General features: G+C 54.2%; 16 protein-coding genes. 10 read left to right on the top strand and 6 right to left on the bottom strand.

All coding sequences use genetic code 11. The features are described from left to right. Positions 1-13 precede the first annotated feature (13 nt). Positions 14-616 (bottom strand): hypothetical protein, encoded by a 603-nt coding sequence (locus ACJJIT_RS16965; RefSeq protein WP_444899135.1) that lies wholly within the window; start codon positions 614-616, stop codon positions 14-16. Positions 617-788: 172 nt separating this feature from the next. Next, complete coding sequence (uvrA, locus tag ACJJIT_RS16960) at positions 789-3,614, bottom strand: excinuclease ABC subunit UvrA (RefSeq protein ID WP_444899134.1); 2,826 nt, start codon at positions 3,612-3,614, stop codon at positions 789-791. 160 nt (positions 3,615-3,774) lie between these two features. Between uvrA and ACJJIT_RS16955 the strand changes: the two genes are divergently transcribed. The 4 genes from ACJJIT_RS16955 to ACJJIT_RS16940 all read left to right on the top strand — a co-directional run bounded on the left by ACJJIT_RS16955 (position 3,775) and on the right by ACJJIT_RS16940 (position 8,065). Then, positions 3,775-5,181 (top strand): mannose-1-phosphate guanylyltransferase/mannose-6-phosphate isomerase, encoded by a 1,407-nt coding sequence (locus ACJJIT_RS16955; RefSeq protein WP_444899133.1) that lies wholly within the window; start codon positions 3,775-3,777, stop codon positions 5,179-5,181. Between the two features lie 90 nt (positions 5,182-5,271). Next, positions 5,272-6,453: an MFS transporter gene (locus tag ACJJIT_RS16950; RefSeq protein ID WP_444899132.1), complete on the top strand. Its 1,182-nt coding sequence runs from the start codon at positions 5,272-5,274 to the stop codon at positions 6,451-6,453. Positions 6,454-6,614: 161 nt separating this feature from the next. Next, on the top strand, positions 6,615-7,202 hold the full coding sequence (ssb, locus tag ACJJIT_RS16945; protein WP_252084431.1) for a single-stranded DNA-binding protein: 588 nt from the start codon (positions 6,615-6,617) through the stop codon (positions 7,200-7,202). Between the two features lie 14 nt (positions 7,203-7,216). Continuing rightward, positions 7,217-8,065, top strand: coding sequence for a sugar nucleotide-binding protein (locus ACJJIT_RS16940; protein ID WP_444899131.1), 849 nt, complete (start codon positions 7,217-7,219; stop codon positions 8,063-8,065). Positions 8,066-8,130: 65 nt separating this feature from the next. Here the strand turns inward: ACJJIT_RS16940 and fabB are convergent, their stop codons facing one another. Further along, positions 8,131-9,354 (bottom strand): beta-ketoacyl-ACP synthase I, encoded by a 1,224-nt coding sequence (fabB, locus tag ACJJIT_RS16935; RefSeq protein ID WP_444899130.1) that lies wholly within the window; start codon positions 9,352-9,354, stop codon positions 8,131-8,133. A gap of 66 nt (positions 9,355-9,420) precedes the next feature. Beyond that, the gene (fabA, locus tag ACJJIT_RS16930) at positions 9,421-9,945 is read right to left on the bottom strand and encodes a 3-hydroxyacyl-[acyl-carrier-protein] dehydratase FabA (protein ID WP_252084434.1); all 525 of its coding nucleotides are present in this window, start codon (positions 9,943-9,945) and stop codon (positions 9,421-9,423) included. A 276-nt stretch (positions 9,946-10,221) separates the two neighbouring features. Here fabA and galU point away from each other — a divergent pair, with 276 nt between their 5' ends. Both galU and ACJJIT_RS16920 read left to right on the top strand, forming a co-directional pair. Beyond that, complete coding sequence (gene galU / locus ACJJIT_RS16925) at positions 10,222-11,070, top strand: UTP--glucose-1-phosphate uridylyltransferase GalU (RefSeq protein WP_444883699.1); 849 nt, start codon at positions 10,222-10,224, stop codon at positions 11,068-11,070. After that, positions 11,071-12,420 carry a phosphomannomutase gene (locus ACJJIT_RS16920; protein WP_444899129.1) on the top strand — a complete coding sequence of 450 codons (1,350 nt, stop codon included), beginning with the start codon at positions 11,071-11,073 and terminating at the stop codon, positions 12,418-12,420. 142 nt (positions 12,421-12,562) lie between these two features. Here ACJJIT_RS16920 and ispB read toward each other — a convergent pair whose 3' ends face one another. Beyond that, positions 12,563-13,525 (bottom strand): octaprenyl diphosphate synthase, encoded by a 963-nt coding sequence (gene ispB / locus ACJJIT_RS16915; protein WP_444899128.1) that lies wholly within the window; start codon positions 13,523-13,525, stop codon positions 12,563-12,565. A 247-nt stretch (positions 13,526-13,772) separates the two neighbouring features. On the opposite strand from ispB, the gene rplU reads away from it, so the two are divergent. From rplU to proB, 4 genes are all read left to right on the top strand, one after another. Further along, positions 13,773-14,084 carry a 50S ribosomal protein L21 gene (rplU, locus tag ACJJIT_RS16910; protein ID WP_252084438.1) on the top strand — a complete coding sequence of 104 codons (312 nt, stop codon included), beginning with the start codon at positions 13,773-13,775 and terminating at the stop codon, positions 14,082-14,084. Between the two features lie 17 nt (positions 14,085-14,101). After that, on the top strand, positions 14,102-14,359 hold the full coding sequence (rpmA, locus tag ACJJIT_RS16905) for a 50S ribosomal protein L27 (protein WP_067086922.1): 258 nt from the start codon (positions 14,102-14,104) through the stop codon (positions 14,357-14,359). Positions 14,360-14,558: 199 nt separating this feature from the next. Continuing rightward, positions 14,559-15,764, top strand: coding sequence for an Obg family GTPase CgtA (gene cgtA, locus ACJJIT_RS16900; RefSeq protein WP_444899127.1), 1,206 nt, complete (start codon positions 14,559-14,561; stop codon positions 15,762-15,764). A gap of 121 nt (positions 15,765-15,885) precedes the next feature. Beyond that, positions 15,886-17,022, top strand: coding sequence for a glutamate 5-kinase (proB, locus tag ACJJIT_RS16895; protein ID WP_444887968.1), 1,137 nt, complete (start codon positions 15,886-15,888; stop codon positions 17,020-17,022). Positions 17,023-17,092: 70 nt separating this feature from the next. Here proB and rpsT read toward each other — a convergent pair whose 3' ends face one another. Continuing rightward, a complete protein-coding gene (rpsT, locus tag ACJJIT_RS16890) occupies positions 17,093-17,359 on the bottom strand; it encodes a 30S ribosomal protein S20 (RefSeq protein WP_020411431.1) in 267 nt (88 codons plus the stop codon). Between the last annotated feature and the right edge of the window lie 105 nt (positions 17,360-17,464).

Below are 17,464 nucleotides of genomic sequence, written 5' to 3'. Positions count from 1 at the left end.
AACTATTTCATTTTCAACTTGTAGGGCAAGACTTCACCTCTGAAGAAATTTGCACACCTTTTGATTCATAGCAGTCGCCCAGAGGTGAGCAAAAACATGCTTTCACTTCAATGTCATTTCTTAATGCATTTAACTTTGTCCAAAGTGCTTCATTGGCGGCTGTTCTTTGAAGTGTCAAGAATTTTAGGGAGAAATGTGAAGCGATAATGGCTTGTTCCAATATTACTGTGTTTAAGCCACTCCTTGCCGCGAGAGTACTTTCTCCTTTATTTTCTAGCTCGTGAATCGTCTGATATAAATTTTTTTCTTCTTTGTGGCAGCAAGAGGTTAGAAACGCTTCAAGGTCTGAGTAAGTCTTATCATGATAAGTGAACTCTAGAGACTTCAGGATTGCGGGTCCCGAGCCGGCGTTATGTAATGAGAAAATTATAGTTGGTTTTTGTGTCGCTCCATCAAAGTTTCCTTGGTCAAATTTAACCACAGGCATAGTCATAACTCGGACTTGTTTGTTTGCGGCCTTGGCTTGCAGATAAGTGGCATAAAATGAGGCTATAGAAATTAAAATTGCGCATAATGCAATTATTAAGTTGAGCCTTTCTTTATTGAGAAACTTCATTTGTTTAGGTCTTTAAAAGGTAAGGGGAGCCTTCGAGTAATTCACAGAGGCACTTCTCTTGCTTCAGGGGGATAGCCCCCCTGAAGCAAGACAAAATACTTAGAGTCTTTTAAGAGCAGCATAGAGATTTGCCAGAAAAGTGCCGAGGGGGCCAAGCGTTCTGGCCATCAATTTATCCAAGCATGGGTTTAAGGAAACGCCCTGTATGAGAAACTTTCATTTCTGCCACATCCTCTGGAGTCCCCGCTGCAATAATCTGTCCTCCACCGGAGCCGCCTTCCGGGCCTAGGTCCACAATCCAGTCGGCAGTTTTAATGACGTCGAGATTGTGTTCGATAACCACGATGGTATTGCCGTGATCGCGCAGGCGATGTAAGACATCCAGTAATAATTGGATGTCGGCAAAATGCAGGCCAGTGGTGGGTTCGTCAAGGATATACAAGGTTTGGCCGGTGTCGCGCTTGGACAGTTCACGGGAGAGTTTTACTCGCTGCGCTTCGCCGCCGGAAAGTGTGGTGGCCGCCTGGCCAAGTTTGATATAGGAGAGACCGACATCCATCAGGGTTTGTAATTTCTTGGCAATTGCGGGCACGGGGTCAAAAAACTCTCGCGCATCTTCCACTGTCATTTCCAATACCTCGTGGATATTTTTGCCTTTGTAATGTACTTCCAGAGTTTCGCGGTTGTACCGTTTACCATGGCAGGTGTCGCAGGGCACATAGATATCCGGTAGAAAATGCATTTCGACTTTGATCACACCGTCGCCCTGACAAGCCTCACAGCGACCGCCTTTTACATTAAAGCTGAAACGGCCTGGCTTGTAGCCACGTGAGCGTGCTTCCTGGGTACCGGCAAATAGCTCTCGAATCGGGGTAAAAATACCTGTGTAGGTGGCCGGATTAGACCTTGGGGTGCGGCCTATAGGGCTCTGATCGATATCCACACATTTATCGAAATGCTCTAACCCATGAACGGACTCATATGGGGAGGCCTTCAAGGTGGTGGCTTTATTGAGTGCTGTGGCAGCAAGAGGGTAGAGGGTGGTATTGATTAGGGTAGATTTACCAGAGCCCGAGACACCAGTGACACAGGTAAACAGGCCTACGGGGATTTCCAGGTCTACGTTTTGCAAATTGTTGCCGCTGGCACCTTCGAGGCGCAGCATATAGTCCTCGTTGGGGATATAGCGCTCTTCCGGTACAGCAATTTTCTTTTTTCCGGACAGGTACTGTCCGGTGAGAGATTTTTTACATTTGGTGATTTTATCCGCGGTACCAGCCGCGACGACTTCGCCACCATGAACACCGGCACCGGGGCCTATATCGACAATAAAGTCGGCACTGCGGATAGCGTCCTCATCGTGCTCAACGACAATGACTGTGTTACCGATATCGCGTAGATGGGTAAGAGTGTTAAGTAGGCGTTCGTTGTCCCGTTGGTGTAAGCCAATAGAAGGTTCGTCGAGGATATACATTACGCCCACCAGGCCGGCCCCGATCTGGCTGGCCAGGCGAATCCGCTGTGCCTCACCGCCAGATAGAGTTTCTGCGCTGCGATTCAGAGTTAGGTAGTTGAGCCCCACATCTACCAGGAAGCGAAAGCGATCGCGCAGCTCTTTAAGAATTTTATCGGCAATTTCTTTTTGGGCACCTCTGAAGGTCAGCTCGAGATCAAAATAGTTGAAAGCATCGCCGACGGGCAGCTCGGTAATCTGTGCCAGGGTACGATTGTCCACAAAGACATGACGGGCCTCGCGGCGCAGTCGGGTGCCATGGCACTCAGGGCATTTTTGTGTGCTCAGGTATTTGGCCAGTTCTTCGCGTACAGATTGGGATTCGGTGTCCCGATAACGGCGTTGGAAGTTGGGAATAATGCCCTCGAAAGTGTGCTGCCGCACGGTAACATCGCCGCGATCATTCACATAGCTGAAGTCGATTTCCTCATCGCCACTGCCCTGTAAAATGATCTTGCGGTGCCCCTTGCGTAGTTTCTTCCAGGGTTTGTCCAGATCGAAGCCGTAGTGCTCGGCGAGGGAGTCGAGCATGTGATAGTAGTAGATGTTGCGTCTGTCCCAACCGCGAATAGCACCCTCGGAGATGCTGCTCTCTGGGTCGAGAATCACCTTATCCTCGTCAAAGAACTGCTTAACCCCCAGGCCGTCGCAACTGGGGCAGGCGCCGGCCGGGTTGTTGAAGGAAAACAGGCGCGGTTCCAGTTCGTCCAGTGAATAGTCACAGACGGGGCAGGCGTGGCGTGCGGAAAAAAGTCGGTCTTCCTGGTCACCATCCATAAAACTGATGGAAGCGATGCCATCGGTGAGATTCAAAGCAGTTTCGAAGGACTCCGCCAGGCGTAACTGCAGGTCATCGCGCACCTTAAAGCGGTCTACCACAACCTCTACGGTGTGCTTGCGTCGCTTGTCCAGCTTGGGCGTGTCGTCCAGATCACAGATAACGCCATCGATACGTGCTCGAACGAAGCCGTCACGGCGCAGCTGCTCAAATACATGCTGGTGCTCGCCCTTGCGGTCGCGTACTACGGGTGCCAGTAGCATCAGCTTAGTGCCCTCCGGCAGGGTCAGTACCTGATCCACCATCTGGCTCACGGTCTGGGCCTGTAGCGGTTCGTCGTGTTCCGGGCAGCGCGGTTCGCCGACACGGGCGAACAGCAGTCTGAGGTAGTCGTAAATCTCAGTAATGGTGCCTACGGTGGAGCGCGGGTTGTGGGAGGTGGACTTCTGCTCAATAGAGATGGCCGGCGACAGTCCCTCAACAGTATCCACATCCGGCTTTTCCATCATCGATAGGAATTGCCGTGCATAGGTGGACAGGGATTCCACATAGCGGCGCTGGCCTTCAGCGTAAAGGGTATCAAAGGCCAGGGAGGATTTACCGGAACCAGACAGTCCGGTTATCACGATCAGCTTGTCGCGGGGGATGTCCAGATCGATATTTTTCAGGTTGTGGGTGCGAGCACCCCTCACATAAATCGTGTCCACGCTCTACCTATATTGCTGCTAATACTGGGCCGGGCCACGGACTTGCTCCGCACGGGGCGATCACAACTGCGGTGCCGGGAAAACAGCCGAGTATAAACTCGCGACCCAATGTGCCAAAATCGTCTACCGCAAAAAACCAACCGATGAACAGAAAGCGCTGATGATCCCTGTAATTCTTTGTGGCGGCACTGGCTCGCGCCTGTGGCCACTGTCCCGGGAAACCTACCCAAAGCAATTTTTGCCGCTAACAGGTGAAGAAACCATGTTGCAGGCCACCGCGAGGCGGTTGGAAGGCGTGGCACAGCTACAGGCTCCGATTTTAGTGTGCAATGAGGAGCATCGCTTTGCTGCAGCGGAGCAGTTGCGCGAGATTGGTCACGGTGCCCAATCTATTTTGCTGGAGCCCTGTGCGCGCAATACGGCACCCGCTATCGCTCTGGCGGCCCTAGCAGCGCTTGAATCTGGTGAAGACCCCCTGCTACTGATACTGCCGGCGGACCACGCGGTGGCCGATGTGGCGGCCTTTCAGGAGGCACTCAAGCCTGCCCGGGCCTTAGCTGAGCAGGGACATTTGGTGACTTTTGGAATTGTTCCGACAAGAGCTGAGACCGGTTACGGTTATATCCGCCGCGGAGAAGGGCTTTCTGCTGGTGCCTGGGCAGTCGCAGAATTTGTTGAAAAGCCTGATTCCGAGACAGCTGAGTCCTATCTGGCCGATGGCGGTTATTCCTGGAATAGCGGTATGTTCCTATTCCGCGCTTCCCGTTATCTGGAGGAACTGGGCCAGCATCGAGAGGATATTCTCGGTGCCTGTCGCACAGCCTACGAGCAGGCCGCTCGAGATCTCGACTTTACCCGGGTGGATAGAGAGGCCTTCGCCGCTTGTGCCGATGAATCTGTGGATTATGCGGTTATGGAGCCCACGGAGTCGGCGGCTGTAGTGCCTATGGATGCTGGCTGGAGCGATGTGGGCTCCTGGCTGGGTTTGTGGGAGCTGGCCGAGCGGGATGACGACGACAACCTGCTGCAAGGAGATGTGTTGCAGGAAGACAGCAGTGGTTGCCTGGTGCGTGCGGAGAGTCGCTTGGTCAGTTTACTCGGTGTAGAGGACCTGGTGGTGGTGGATACCGACGACGCCCTGCTGATTGCTGACAAACAGCGGGTTCAGGAGGTGAAAAAACTGGTGGGGAGCCTCAAGCGCTCCGGCCGCAGCGAGGCCCAGCGACACCGCAAGGTGTATAGACCTTGGGGCTACTACGACTCTATCGATGCGGGTCCGCGTTTTCAGGTAAAACGCATCGTGGTTAAGCCTGGACAACAGCTTTCACTGCAGATGCACCACCACCGCGCGGAGCACTGGATTGTGGTGCGTGGCACCGCAAGGGTGACCCGCGGTGATGAAGAGCTGCTGGTTACCGAGAATCAATCCACCTATATCCCTCTGGGGGTTACGCACCGGTTGGAAAATCCCGGCACCATCCCTCTGGAGCTGATCGAGGTGCAGTCCGGCAGCTACCTGGGCGAGGACGATATAGTCCGTTTCGATGACGACTATGGTCGAGGCTAGATCTCCGCGAAAGTTGTACTGCTCCCACTACAGCCTGGCGCTCACTCGCTGTACAATGCGCGCCCACTTTGACGCTGTTCCGGGAGCTGCATGAATTCTATTGAGCGCCGAGCCCTGGGTGGGCTGGCTTCCCTTTATGTGTTTCGCATGCTCGGCCTGTTTATGGTGCTGCCGGTGCTCACGGTGTACGGTGAAGGCTATCGTGATAGCACTCCGATGCTGCTGGGGTTGGCCATGGGTGCCTACGGTTTGAGTCAGGCCTTATTGCAGATTCCGCTGGGACTTCTGTCTGATCGCTGGGGCCGAAAACCCGTAATTTATACCGGCCTGGCGCTATTCGCCCTAGGCAGTATCGTCGCTGCTCAGACAGATTCCGTATATGGGCTGATTGTCGGCCGGGTGTTACAGGGGTGTGGAGCGATCGCTGCCGCAGTGATGGCGCTGGTGGCTGATTTGACCCGGGATGAGAAGCGCGGCATTGCCATGGCCGTGATCGGGGCCTCGATCGGTGTGGCCTTTATGTTGGCGGTAATACTGGGCCCGGCACTCGCGGGTGTTGGCGGACTGCCGGCCATTTTCTGGCTGACAGCAGTACTGGCCGTACTCGGCATGTTGCTGGTATGGCGGGTGGTGCCAACACCTCAAGTAGCAAAGCGCCCTGCGGTATTTAAGGGCGGTTTCCGCAAAGTATTGGGTAGTGGCCTGACCTGGCGCCTGGTCAGCGGGGCCTTCTTTTCTCACTTACTACTGACGGCGCTGTTTGTGGCATTGCCACTGGTGCTAGTCGATCGCCTGGATTGGCCGGCGGATGAGCACTGGAAACTTTATGGTCCACTAATGCTGGGCACCTTTATCATTATGCTGCCCTTAATGCGAATGGCCGAGCGTACTGGCAAAGTGCCGCTTGCGTTGAACCTGGCGGCGCTTGCTCTGGTTGCTGGCAGCGCGGCGTTACTGCCGGTGAATGGAACAATAACAGTTGTACTGCTGCTGAGTATTTTCTTTGTGGGCTTCAATCTGTTGGAAGCCCTGCTGCCGGCCCAGTTGACTCGCAAAGCCCCGGAGGATGCCCGTGGGGCAGCTTCGGGTCTGTATGCGACGCTACAGTTTTTTGGCACCTTTGTCGGCGGCAGTCTGGGCGGATATCTGTATGGACTCGGTGGCACCAGTGCTGTAGCGGGGCTCGGTTTTGCTGTAGTGGCAATTTGGATACTGCTTTGGTGGGCTCTGCGCGAGCGGCTCTCCGATATCCGTGAGGGTAGCGCTTACTAACAGTGGGTGTCTGTTGTATGCTGCTGTATAAAAATACACTGTCTGCAGCTGTAAGTGGCTGCGTGCTTACATACTCAGAGTACGAGTGAAACCGTACCTGAAATTTAATATTGAATGATTAGTGCTCCGGGTGGGACCCGGGTCGAAGAGAGGAGAGGGCCATGGCCAGGGGTATCAACAAAGTAATCTTAATTGGCAATCTGGGTAATGACCCAGAAACCAAATATATGCCGAGCGGTGGTGCGGTTACCAACATCAGCTTAGCCACCAGCGAGAGCTGGAAGGATAAGCAGACTGGCCAGCAGCAGGAGCGCACTGAATGGCACCGCGTAGTATTTTTCAACCGCTTGGCAGAGATTGCCGGTGAGTATTTACGTAAAGGTGCAAAGGTCTATGTAGAAGGTTCGCTGCGCACGCGTAAATGGCAGGATAAGAATACTGGTCAGGATCGCTACACTACGGAGATTGTTGCCAGCGAAATGCAAATGCTGGATGGTCGCGGAGAGCAGGGCGGTTTCGGTCAGGGTATGGGCGGTGCCGCAATGGGTGCGGCAGGTGCAGCTATGGGGAGCCAGATGGGCGGTCAGCAAGGCGGTTACGAACAGCAGGGCGGTTTCCAGCAAGGTGGCTATCAGCAGGGTAATCAGGGGCGCCCGGCTCCCAGTAACCAACAGCAACCTGCGCAGCAGCAAAGCCAGGGCCCTGCCGGTGGTTTTGATAATAGCTTTGACGACGATATCCCCTTCTAAAACAGGCCTGTCCTGTGTCTGATCTACATACCGGATATAAGCCGGATCGGGTTGCGCTGATTCGCGCCGGAAACGATATCGATAGCGCGCTGCAGAAACGCCTGCAGCGTGCTGGTTTCCGTATACAGCTGCTCGCACCCGCAGAACTCGATAAGTTGCGCCCCGCGTCAATTGTCATTAATGCGTCGGCATGCGCGGATGACCAGGGTATGCCGGAAGCCCTAGAGGTTGCTGAGTCATTGGCACAGTGCTCCTGTCAGCATGTTATTCACCTCTCTTCCTATGCGGTCTTTGCCGGTGGTGAACTGAGGAAATATGACGAGGATGAGGTGGCGGCACCTCAATCTCACAGTGGGCGGCAATGGCTGGCTTGTGAGGAAGCCTTATCAGAATTTGAGAATCTGACAATTCTGCGTTTTGGCTGGATGGTGGATAGCAATCCGGATGCTCTGCTGGGGCGGGTGTTACGGGGTTTTGTGACGGGTGAGCCGGTCACACTGGATGGCTGCAATAGCGGTAACCCGGTCACGGCCCTGGATCTGGCTCGTGTTGCAGTTGCAGTGGCGCAGCAACTAGCCAGTGGCGCTGAGGCTAGAGGGATCTATCACTACGGTAGCTCGGATGACTGTACTGCGGTGGAGTTTGCCCTTGAGGTTGTGGAGCGAGCCCAGTCACTCTACGACGAGGGCAGGTTCGCACAATTCAGCGCACTGGAAACCGGGCCGGACCAGAACCGGGGGGTGGTGTTGGCCTGTGGTAAGTTGCGCGATGTCTTTGGCATACAGCAGCATAGCTGGCGCCAAGGCCTCACTAGGCAGGTGGAGCTGTGGTTGGAGCGTCTGGATGCGGAGACGCAGGAATAGCTTTAGAGTGATTGTAAAAAGGGCGCCAATGTGGCGCCCTTTTTATTTGGATCAAGATAACGGCTTTAAACTTTATCGAAAATCAGGCACGCGTTGGTACCACCGAAACCAAAGCTGTTGGACATGGCACGCTTAATCTCGCACTCGCGCAATTCAGTGACTAGATCCATCCCTTCCGCTTCTGGGTCCCGGTGCTCCACATTGGCGGAAGCGGCAATAAAGTTATTTTGCATCATTAGCAGACTGTAGATGGCCTCCTGCACGCCGGCAGCGCCGAGGGAGTGTCCGGTTAGAGACTTGGTGGAGGCAAATGCGGGCACTTTGTCGGCAAAGACTTCGCTCATGGCTTTTAGCTCAGCGATATCGCCGACCGGGGTTGAGGTGCCGTGGGTGTTGATGTAGTCCACACCGCCTTGAAGCCCTTTGCCATCCATACTTGCCAGGGCTTGCTGCATGCAGCGCACTGCGCCTTCTCCACTCGGGGCCACCATATCGTATCCATCAGAAGTTGCGCCGTAGCCAGTGAGTTCGGCGTAAATGGTTGCGCCGCGGGCGAGTGCATGGTCCATTTCTTCCAGAATCAGACAGCCACCACCACCGGCGATAACAAAACCATCCCGATCGGCATCGTAGGGGCGTGAGGCCTTAGTAGGGTCGTCGTTAAACTTGCTCGATAGAGCGCCCATGGCGTCGAACAGGTGCGTGAGACTCCAGGCCAGTTCCTCACCGCCACCGGCGAAGACAATATCCTGTTTGCCCATCTGAATCAGCTCGGCACCGTTGCCGATGCAGTGGGCACTTGTGGCACAGGCGGAGGAGATGCTGTAGTTCACACCTTTGATTTTATAGGGTGTGGATAAGCAGGCTGAAACGGTGCTGTTCATCACCTGGGGAACTCGGTAGGCGCCGACACGGCGAACCCCCTTTTCCTTGAGCGTGTGTGCGGCATCAATAATATTCTGGGTGGAGGTGCCGCCAGAACCCATCACAATGCCGGTTCGAGGGTTGGAGATGTCTTTCTCCTCCAAGCCGGACATTTCGATTGCCTCTCGCATGGCGATGTAAGCATAGGCTGCTGCATCTCCCATAAAGCGCAGTTGCTTGCGGTCTATATGTTCTTTGAAATCGATATCCACAGGGCCTGCAACCTGGCTGCGCAGGCCTAGCTCTTTGTACTCCTCCTGGAAGCGGATACCGCTGCGGCCTGCTCTTAGTGAATCGGTAACTTCTTTTGTATTGGTACCGATACAGGATGTGATGCCCATCCCGGTAATGACTACCCGACGCATAGTGATCTCCAACAGTACTTGGTAGTAAAGGCCTTTAAAGTTTTGCCCGCCTGAGCTTTATTAAAGTTAAAAGTTATCAGTACGAGTAAATAAACCAACGCGAAGGTCTTTTGCAGTGTAGATTTCACGCCCATCCACTGACACAGTACCATCGCCAATACCCATAACCAGCTTTCGTTCAACAAGCCGACTCAATTGAATGTGGTAGGTTACCTTCTTGCTGGTAGGTAAAATTTGACCCGTAAACTTTACTTCTCCACAGCCGAGGGCACGGCCATGCCCGGGATTACCCTTCCAGGCCAAAAAGTAGCCTAGGAGCTGCCACATGGCATCGAGCCCCAAGCACCCGGGCATTACCGGGTCACCGGGAAAGTGGCAATCAAAAAACCAGAGGTCGGGGTGTATATCCAGCTCGGCGATGACTTCACCCTTATCATATGCTCCCCCCTCTTTTGATATATGGGTGATACGGTCAAGCATCAGCATGTTGGGGGCGGGCAATTGTGCATTGCCTGGACCAAACATCTCTCCGCTGGAGCAGGTCAGTAGCTCCTCTCTGTTGTAGCTACTTTTTTGAACAAAATTACTCATCTTCTCCCCGGCTTTGGGTGGTTACGCAACTCATGTTGAGCGTTTTTGTAAGAGCGGGCATTCTAAGCGCTGTGTGTCGCTTGTCCAGTCAGTCAAAATTATTTTTGTGACTGTCGTAGTAATTACCTTCACAACATCTTATATGATCATTTGTGTAGAGCGCTGACACATTGAGGGAATTTGACGCCATCCTTTGTAAGTGAACTCTCTTTTTAGCTATGTTAGGTTCCCGCCGGGAGCGGGGGAGCGCTCGTTTTAAGTTCATGGGGGAGCATAATGCTCAAAAAATGTTTATTCCCGGTTGCCGGTTACGGCACCCGTTTCCTGCCAGCCACCAAGGCGATGCCGAAGGAAATGTTGCCACTGGTGAACAAGCCGTTGGTGCAGTATGGGGTAGAAGAGGCCATCGAAGCCGGCCTTACAGAGATAGGTTTCGTTACTGGGCGCGGTAAGCGCGCTATTGAGGACCACTTCGATACCAATTACGAGCTGGAGCACCAAATTGCCGGGACAGGTAAAGAGCGCTATTTGGACTCTGTTCGGAAGGTGATTGACAGTGCCAGCTTTTCTTATACCCGCCAAGGTGAAATGCGTGGTTTGGGCGATGCGATATTACAGGGACGCCGCTTAGTAGGGGATGAGCCATTTGGGGTAGTTTTGGCGGATGACCTATGTCTGAATAATGACCTTGGTGTACTTTCGCAGATGGTACAGCTTTACAAGCAGTTTCGCTGCAGCATAGTGGCCGTCGAAGAAGTGCCTATGGAGCAGATTCATAAATTCGGTGTGATTGCCGGCAATGAAATCAAGCCGGGCCTATACCAGGTAACGGATATGGTGGAAAAGCCGGCCGCTGAAGATGCGCCAAGCAACAAGGCAATCATAGGCCGCTATATTCTCACTCCAGATATTTTTGATCTTATCCGCGATACCCCGCCGGGCAAAAATGGGGAAGTGCAAATTACCGATGCGTTGCTGACCCAGGCGCGCCAGGGTTGTGTTCTTGCTTACGCTTTTAAAGGGCGGCGCTTTGACTGTGGCTCTGTGGAAGGGTTTATTGAGGCCACTAACCACGTCTTTGAAAATGTGTATCTGCCGGAACAGGCTGCCGAGGAGAAAAAATAAGTGTCAGAGCTGACCTGCTTTAAAGCCTATGATTTGCGTGGCCGCGTGCCTGATGAGCTGAATACCGAAGTGGCTTATCGGGTGGGGTGGGCATTTGCCCAATTTCTGGGGGCGAAACGTGTTGTCGTCGGGCACGATATTCGTCTTACCAGTGGTGAGCTGACGGATGCCCTGGTGAATGGTTTGCGCGACGCTGGTACCGATGTCTTCCACATTGGTGAATGCGGCACCGAAGAAGTGTATTTCGCTACTTTCCATGGTGATTTTGATGGCGGTATCTGTGTTACCGCCAGCCATAACCCCATGAATTACAATGGCATGAAGTTTGTTCGTGCGGGTAGTAGGCCGATTAGTGGGGATACCGGGTTATTGGAAATCAAGCGCCTGGCAGAGGAAAACAGCTTTGCTCCTGTTGCAGAGCGCGGTGGACTGCAGAGTTTTGAGCACAGGCCGGCTTTTGTTGAGCACTTATTGGGTTATGTTGATAGTAAAGCGCTGAAGCCTTTGAAGCTGGTAGTGAATGCGGGCAATGGTGGTGCAGGTGCAGTTGTCGATGCGCTAGCCCCTCATTTGCCTTTTGAGTTTGTGCGGGTTCACCATCAGCCAGATGGGAATTTCCCCAACGGTATCCCCAACCCAATCCTACCGGAAAACCGTGCTTCAACTGCAGAGGCGGTGCGTGAGAGTGGCGCCGACTTTGGTATTGCCTGGGATGGAGATTTTGACCGCTGTTTCTTCTTCGATGAAAACGGTGATTTTATCGAGGGCTACTATGTGGTCGGCCTGCTTGCCGAGGCCTTCCTGGTCAAGCACAAAGGCGCCAAAGTGGTTCACGATCCGCGCCTGCTGTGGAATACGGAAGATATTGTGCGTGCTGCTGGGGGTGAGCCAGTCCAGAGCAAAACTGGTCATGCCTTTATTAAGGAGCGCATGCGCAAAGAAGATGCCATTTATGGTGGTGAGATGAGTGCACACCATTATTTCCGTGACTTCGCTTACTGCGATAGTGGCATGATCCCCTGGTTGTTGGTGGCAGAGCTGGTCAGCCGAAGTGGTAAGACTCTGTCCCAGTTGGTCGGAGAGCGCATGGCAGCTTTCCCCTGCTCGGGTGAGATCAATTCCAAGGTGCAGGATGCGGCAGCGGTTATTAAAGCTGCAGAGGAAAAGTATGGTGCAGATGCACTCAGTGTCGAGCATGTGGATGGTCTGAGTGTGGCTTATGCCGAGTGGCGCTTTAATTTACGCATGTCCAATACTGAACCCGTGATTCGCCTCAATGTTGAGTCCCGCGGGGATAAGGCTTTGATGCGTGAGAAGACCGAAGAGCTACTAAAGCTGATTCGTTCATGATTTCCTGATCAGCTCTGAATAGGCTTCATGAGCTGCCGCCTTGAAATAAAAAAAGCCCCATTTTATGGGGCTTTTTTTATGGGTGCTGGTTTACGACATCTGGCCTTCTCGTATCTAGGGCTAGGACGATACTCCGAGCTTGCTAGACATTTCTCTCCACGGCAAAGCTGGCTAGTTGTTGTAGTGCGGTTTTTTGATCACTCTCGGGTAGGAAATCCAGCTGAGCTTTGGCATCCTCCACGGCAGCGCGGGCCCGCTCCATGGTGTAATCCAGTGCTCCGCAGGCCTCAATAGCCTCGACAATTTCTACCAGCTTTGCTGCACTGCGCTGTTCAATTGCCTCCTTTACCAGAGCCGCCTGGTTTTGGCTGCCATTGGCCATGGTGTAGATCAGGGGCAGTGTGGGCTTGCCCTCCGCAAGATCGTCGCCGACATTTTTGCCTAGTTCTTCCGGGTTGCCTCGATAATCCAGGGCGTCATCCACAAGCTGGAATGCGAGGCCTAAATGGCGTCCATACAGTTTCAGGGCATTTTGTTCCTCGGCAGAACAGTCGGCCAAAACGGCGGCGGTCTCACAGGCCGCTTCGAACAACGCCCCGGTTTTCTTGTAAATTACACTGAAGTAGTTTTCTTCGCCGACCTCTGGGTCGCCGGCGTTTACCAGCTGCTGTACTTCACCTTCGGCAATGGTATTGGTGGTGTCAGAGAGGATTGCCATGATGCGCATGTCCTGTAGGGCAATCATCATCTGGAAGGCGCGGGAGTATAGAAAGTCTCCCACCAGGACGCTGGGTGCATTGCCCCATTTGGCATTGGCGGTAAGGCGGCCGCGGCGCATATCGGAGGTGTCCACCACATCATCGTGTAGCAGGGTGGCGGTGTGGATAAATTCGATAATGGTGGCCAAATCAATATGGCCCTCATCATGATAGTTACAGGCCCTGGCACATAGCAGCACCAGCAGAGGTCGCAGGCGTTTGCCGCCGGCCTCAACCAAGTAGTGGCCTATATTTTCCACCAGGGGGACATCCGAGTGCAGTTGGTCGAGAATACGCTGGTTGACCGCGGCAAAGTCTTCGGCGGCGACCCGGTGAAAAGGCAGCATTTGAGAGTTCCTTAATACGACTAGACAGGCGCCCCCGAAGGCTCGGGCGGCAGAGGGCCGCTATTGTATCAACCCGGCGAATTGATTAGAATCTGCGCCCCGTCGATTGCGGGCTCCGCGGCTTTACTGTTGCTGGTGCCGCCGGCGAAATAGATGTTAAACAACACGGCGCAAGCTCCCGAAATGCGGAGCAGTGACTCGATAGTCCTCCCGCTGCTTCGTGTCGTCCATACCGGAGCATAGAAATATGTACGCTGTTATTGAGAGCGGTGGCAAGCAACACCGTGTAGAAGAAGGCGAAGTACTTCGCCTGGAAAAGCTGGAAGTAGCTACTGGCGAAACCATCGATTTCGACAAAGTGCTGATGGTCGTTGATGGCGACAAAATCAACATCGGCGCTCCCGTTGTAGACGGCGCTAAAGTATCTGCTGAAGTGGTAAGCCACGGCCGCGGCGAGAAAGTGAAGATCATCAAATTCCGTCGTCGTAAGCACTCCATGAAGCGCCAGGGCCACCGTCAGTGGTACACCGAAGTTAAAATCACTGGCATCAAGGCATAAGAGAGGAGTAACGACTCATGGCACATAAGAAAGCTGGCGGTAGTACGCGAAATGGTCGCGATTCCGAGAGTAAACGCCTGGGCGTGAAGCGCTTTGGCGGCCAAGCTGTAGCGGCAGGCAACATCATCGTTCGTCAACGTGGTACCAAGTTCCACGCTGGTGTTAACGTTGGTATGGGCAAAGATCACACCCTGTTCGCCACTGCGGACGGCGTTGTGAAGTTTGAAGTTAAAGGCCCCAACAACCGCAAGTTCGTTTCTATCGAAACTGCTTAAGCGGTCGCAAGCCCTAGCTTCATAAAAAGCCCCGCTATTGCGGGGCTTTTTTGTTGGGGCAGCCCTAATAGAGGGGTGGTGGGAAGTTGGGGCGGCAGATGCCTGCGAGTGGCGGCTTGTCGGCTGGTATGATGAATATGATGGTAGGTGTGTGTATGTGCGCACCGGATGAGACAACCGCTGTGGCGGTGGAGTGATTATGAAGTTTGTCGATGAGGCGCCCATATTTGTGCAGGCGGGTAAAGGCGGCAATGGCTGCCTGAGTTTCCGCAGGGAAAAGTTTGTAGAGAAGGGGGGACCGGACGGCGGTGACGGCGGTGATGGCGGTTCCGTCTACCTGGAGGCCGATGATTCCCTCAACACTCTGGTAGATTACCGCTACCAGCCCCGTTACGCCGCTGAGAGCGGCCAGCCTGGCCGTGGGCGTAACTGTACTGGGGCCAAAGGGGAAGACCTTGTTCTTAAAGTGCCTGTGGGTACCACAGTAATCGATGTGGATACCGGTGAAGCTGTTGGTGATATGACCCGGGCCGGTGAGCGCCTGCTGGTCGCCCAGGGGGGCTTTCACGGTTTGGGTAATACGCGCTTTAAATCGAGTACTAACCGAGCCCCTCGCCAGACCACCAATGGTAGCGAGGGTGAGCTTCGCAGCCTGAAGTTGGAGTTGAAGGTGCTTGCGGATGTGGGAATGTTGGGGTTGCCCAACGCCGGCAAATCCACGTTTATTCGGGCGGTATCGGCGGCCAAGCCTAAGGTGGCTAACTATCCCTTCACGACCTTGGTGCCAAACCTAGGCGTGGTACAGGTACAGCGGCATCGCAGTTTTGTGATTGCCGATATTCCGGGTTTGATTGAGGGGGCGGCTCAAGGAGCAGGCCTGGGTATTCGTTTCCTCAAGCATTTGACTCGCTGCCGGGTGCTCCTGCATTTGGTAGACCTGGCGCCATTTGATGGTTCGGACCCAGTGGAGAACGCCCGCGCTATCGAGCGTGAACTAGCTAGCTTTAGCGATACTCTTGCGGGTCGCGAGCGCTGGCTGGTACTGAATAAGACTGACCTGGTGCCTGCTGCTGAACTGGAAGAGCGCTGTCAGTCAGTTGTGGATGCGCTGGGCTGGAAAGGGCCGGTGTTCCGGGTGGCGGCTATTCGCGGTGAGGGTACGGATGTACTTAGCGGCCGCTTGATGGATTACCTGGAGGAGCGCCAAGAGCAGGAGGATCGCGATCCGGAATTGGCTGAGGCCGAACTGGAGGCGCAGCGTCAGATGCAGCGCGAAGCCCGCGAGCGTATCGAGGAGCTTCGGGATAGCCATCGCGCCAAGCGCAGGGCTGCCAAGGGGCATGTCGATGATGACGAAGACTGGGATGATGACGATCACGATGTCGATATTGAGTATCGCTCCTGAATCGTTTGTTTCCGGTGGCAAATCTGTGCTGCCGCGCAGAATTTCTGTCAGCTCCGGCTCTTTACCGGCAATGTGATGATAATTCGATAGGCCCCTAGGGGCCGGTGTCCAGGGAGGAAGTATGGGCTCCGTATCAGTGTCCCGTAGAGGGCTTTCTAAGGGGCGGCGCTGGGTGGTAAAAATTGGCAGTGCCCTACTTACTGATAACGGTCGAGGCGTCAATAATTCGGCGATCTGCGCCTGGGTGGCGCAGATCGCCGAATTGCGCCAGCAGGGTGTTGAAGTGGTGTTGGTTTCTTCTGGGGCAGTAGCCGCGGGTATGGATCGTCTCGGCTGGAACCGCAGACCGGAGTCGATCCATCAGTTGCAGGCCGCAGCTGCGATAGGGCAGAGCCATTTGGTGCAGGTCTATGAGCAGGCTTTCGGTCGCTTCGATATACGCAGCGCGCAGATTTTGTTGGATCATGATGATCTCTCCAACCGCACTCGTTACCTCAATGCGCGCAGTACATTGCGAACACTACTCTCCTTGGGGGCTGTGCCGATCGTCAATGAAAACGATACCGTCGTAACCGATGAAATACGTTTCGGTGATAACGACACCTTGGCGGCGTTGGTGGCTAACCTTGTCGAGGCGGATGCCCTGTTGATTTTGACTGATGCCGATGGGCTCTTTACCGAAGATCCTCGCGATAACCCCGATGCGGAGCTCGTTGGTGAGGCCTCGGCGCGGGATCCGAGGCTGCTGGGGATGGCGGGGGACTCCCGCAGTGGTCTGGGACGAGGAGGTATGACCACCAAAGTACGTGCGGCACAACTGGCGGCTCGTTCCGGTGCCTGCACTGTAATTGCCGGGGGTGCCAGAGAGGGAGTGGTAACGCGGGTATGGAAGGGTGAGGATTTGGGAACTCTCCTGCTTCCGGAAGCGGACCCCTTGGCGGCGAGGAAGCGCTGGCTTGCCGGGCAGCTACAGGCGCGCGGTAGTCTCACTCTCGATAGTGGTGCTGAGAGGGCATTGCGCGATGGTGGTAAGAGTTTGCTATCGGTGGGGGTGACCGCGGTGCAGGGGCGTTTTCACCGGGGAGACTTGGTTTCCTGTCTTGATGGTGCGGGACATGAGATCGCCCGTGGTCTTGTAAATTATGACAGCAGCGAGAGTGCCAGGATTCTCGGGCAGTCATCGGAGCACTTTGTTGAGTTGCTCGGCTATCGTGATGACGATGAGTTGATACACAGAGATAACCTTATCTTGCTCTAGCAGAAGTACTGGCTTTCAGGCATAAAAAAACCCCGCATTGCGGGGTTTTTTGTGTCTGCTACCTAAAGAATTAGGCGGCGAGAGCTTTAACCTGAGCGTTCAGGCGGCTCTTGTGACGAGCGGCTTTATTCTTGTGAATAATGCCTTTGTCTGCCATGCGGTCGATAACGGGAACCGCTTCTGCGTATGCAGTTTTTGCTTTTTCAGCGTCGCCTGCATCGATGGCCGCAACTACCTTCTTAATGTAGGTGCGCACCATGGAGCGCAGACTGGCGTTATGCATGCGGCGCTTGTCGTTCTGGCGCGCGCGTTTCTTCGCTTGAGGTGAGTTGGCCACCGGTTGCTCCTGTCTGGAATCTATAAATCTGTAACTAACAGGCCCTGGGGCCCGATCGGGACGCGACATTATCCCCACAGCTGGTTGTTTGTCAACCATCTGGGC

Source organism: Microbulbifer mixtoriginis (SeqCode), assembly GCF_052467515.1.
The sequence above is the reverse complement of the archived record's forward strand: the minus strand, read 5'-3'. Positions and strand labels throughout refer to the sequence as shown.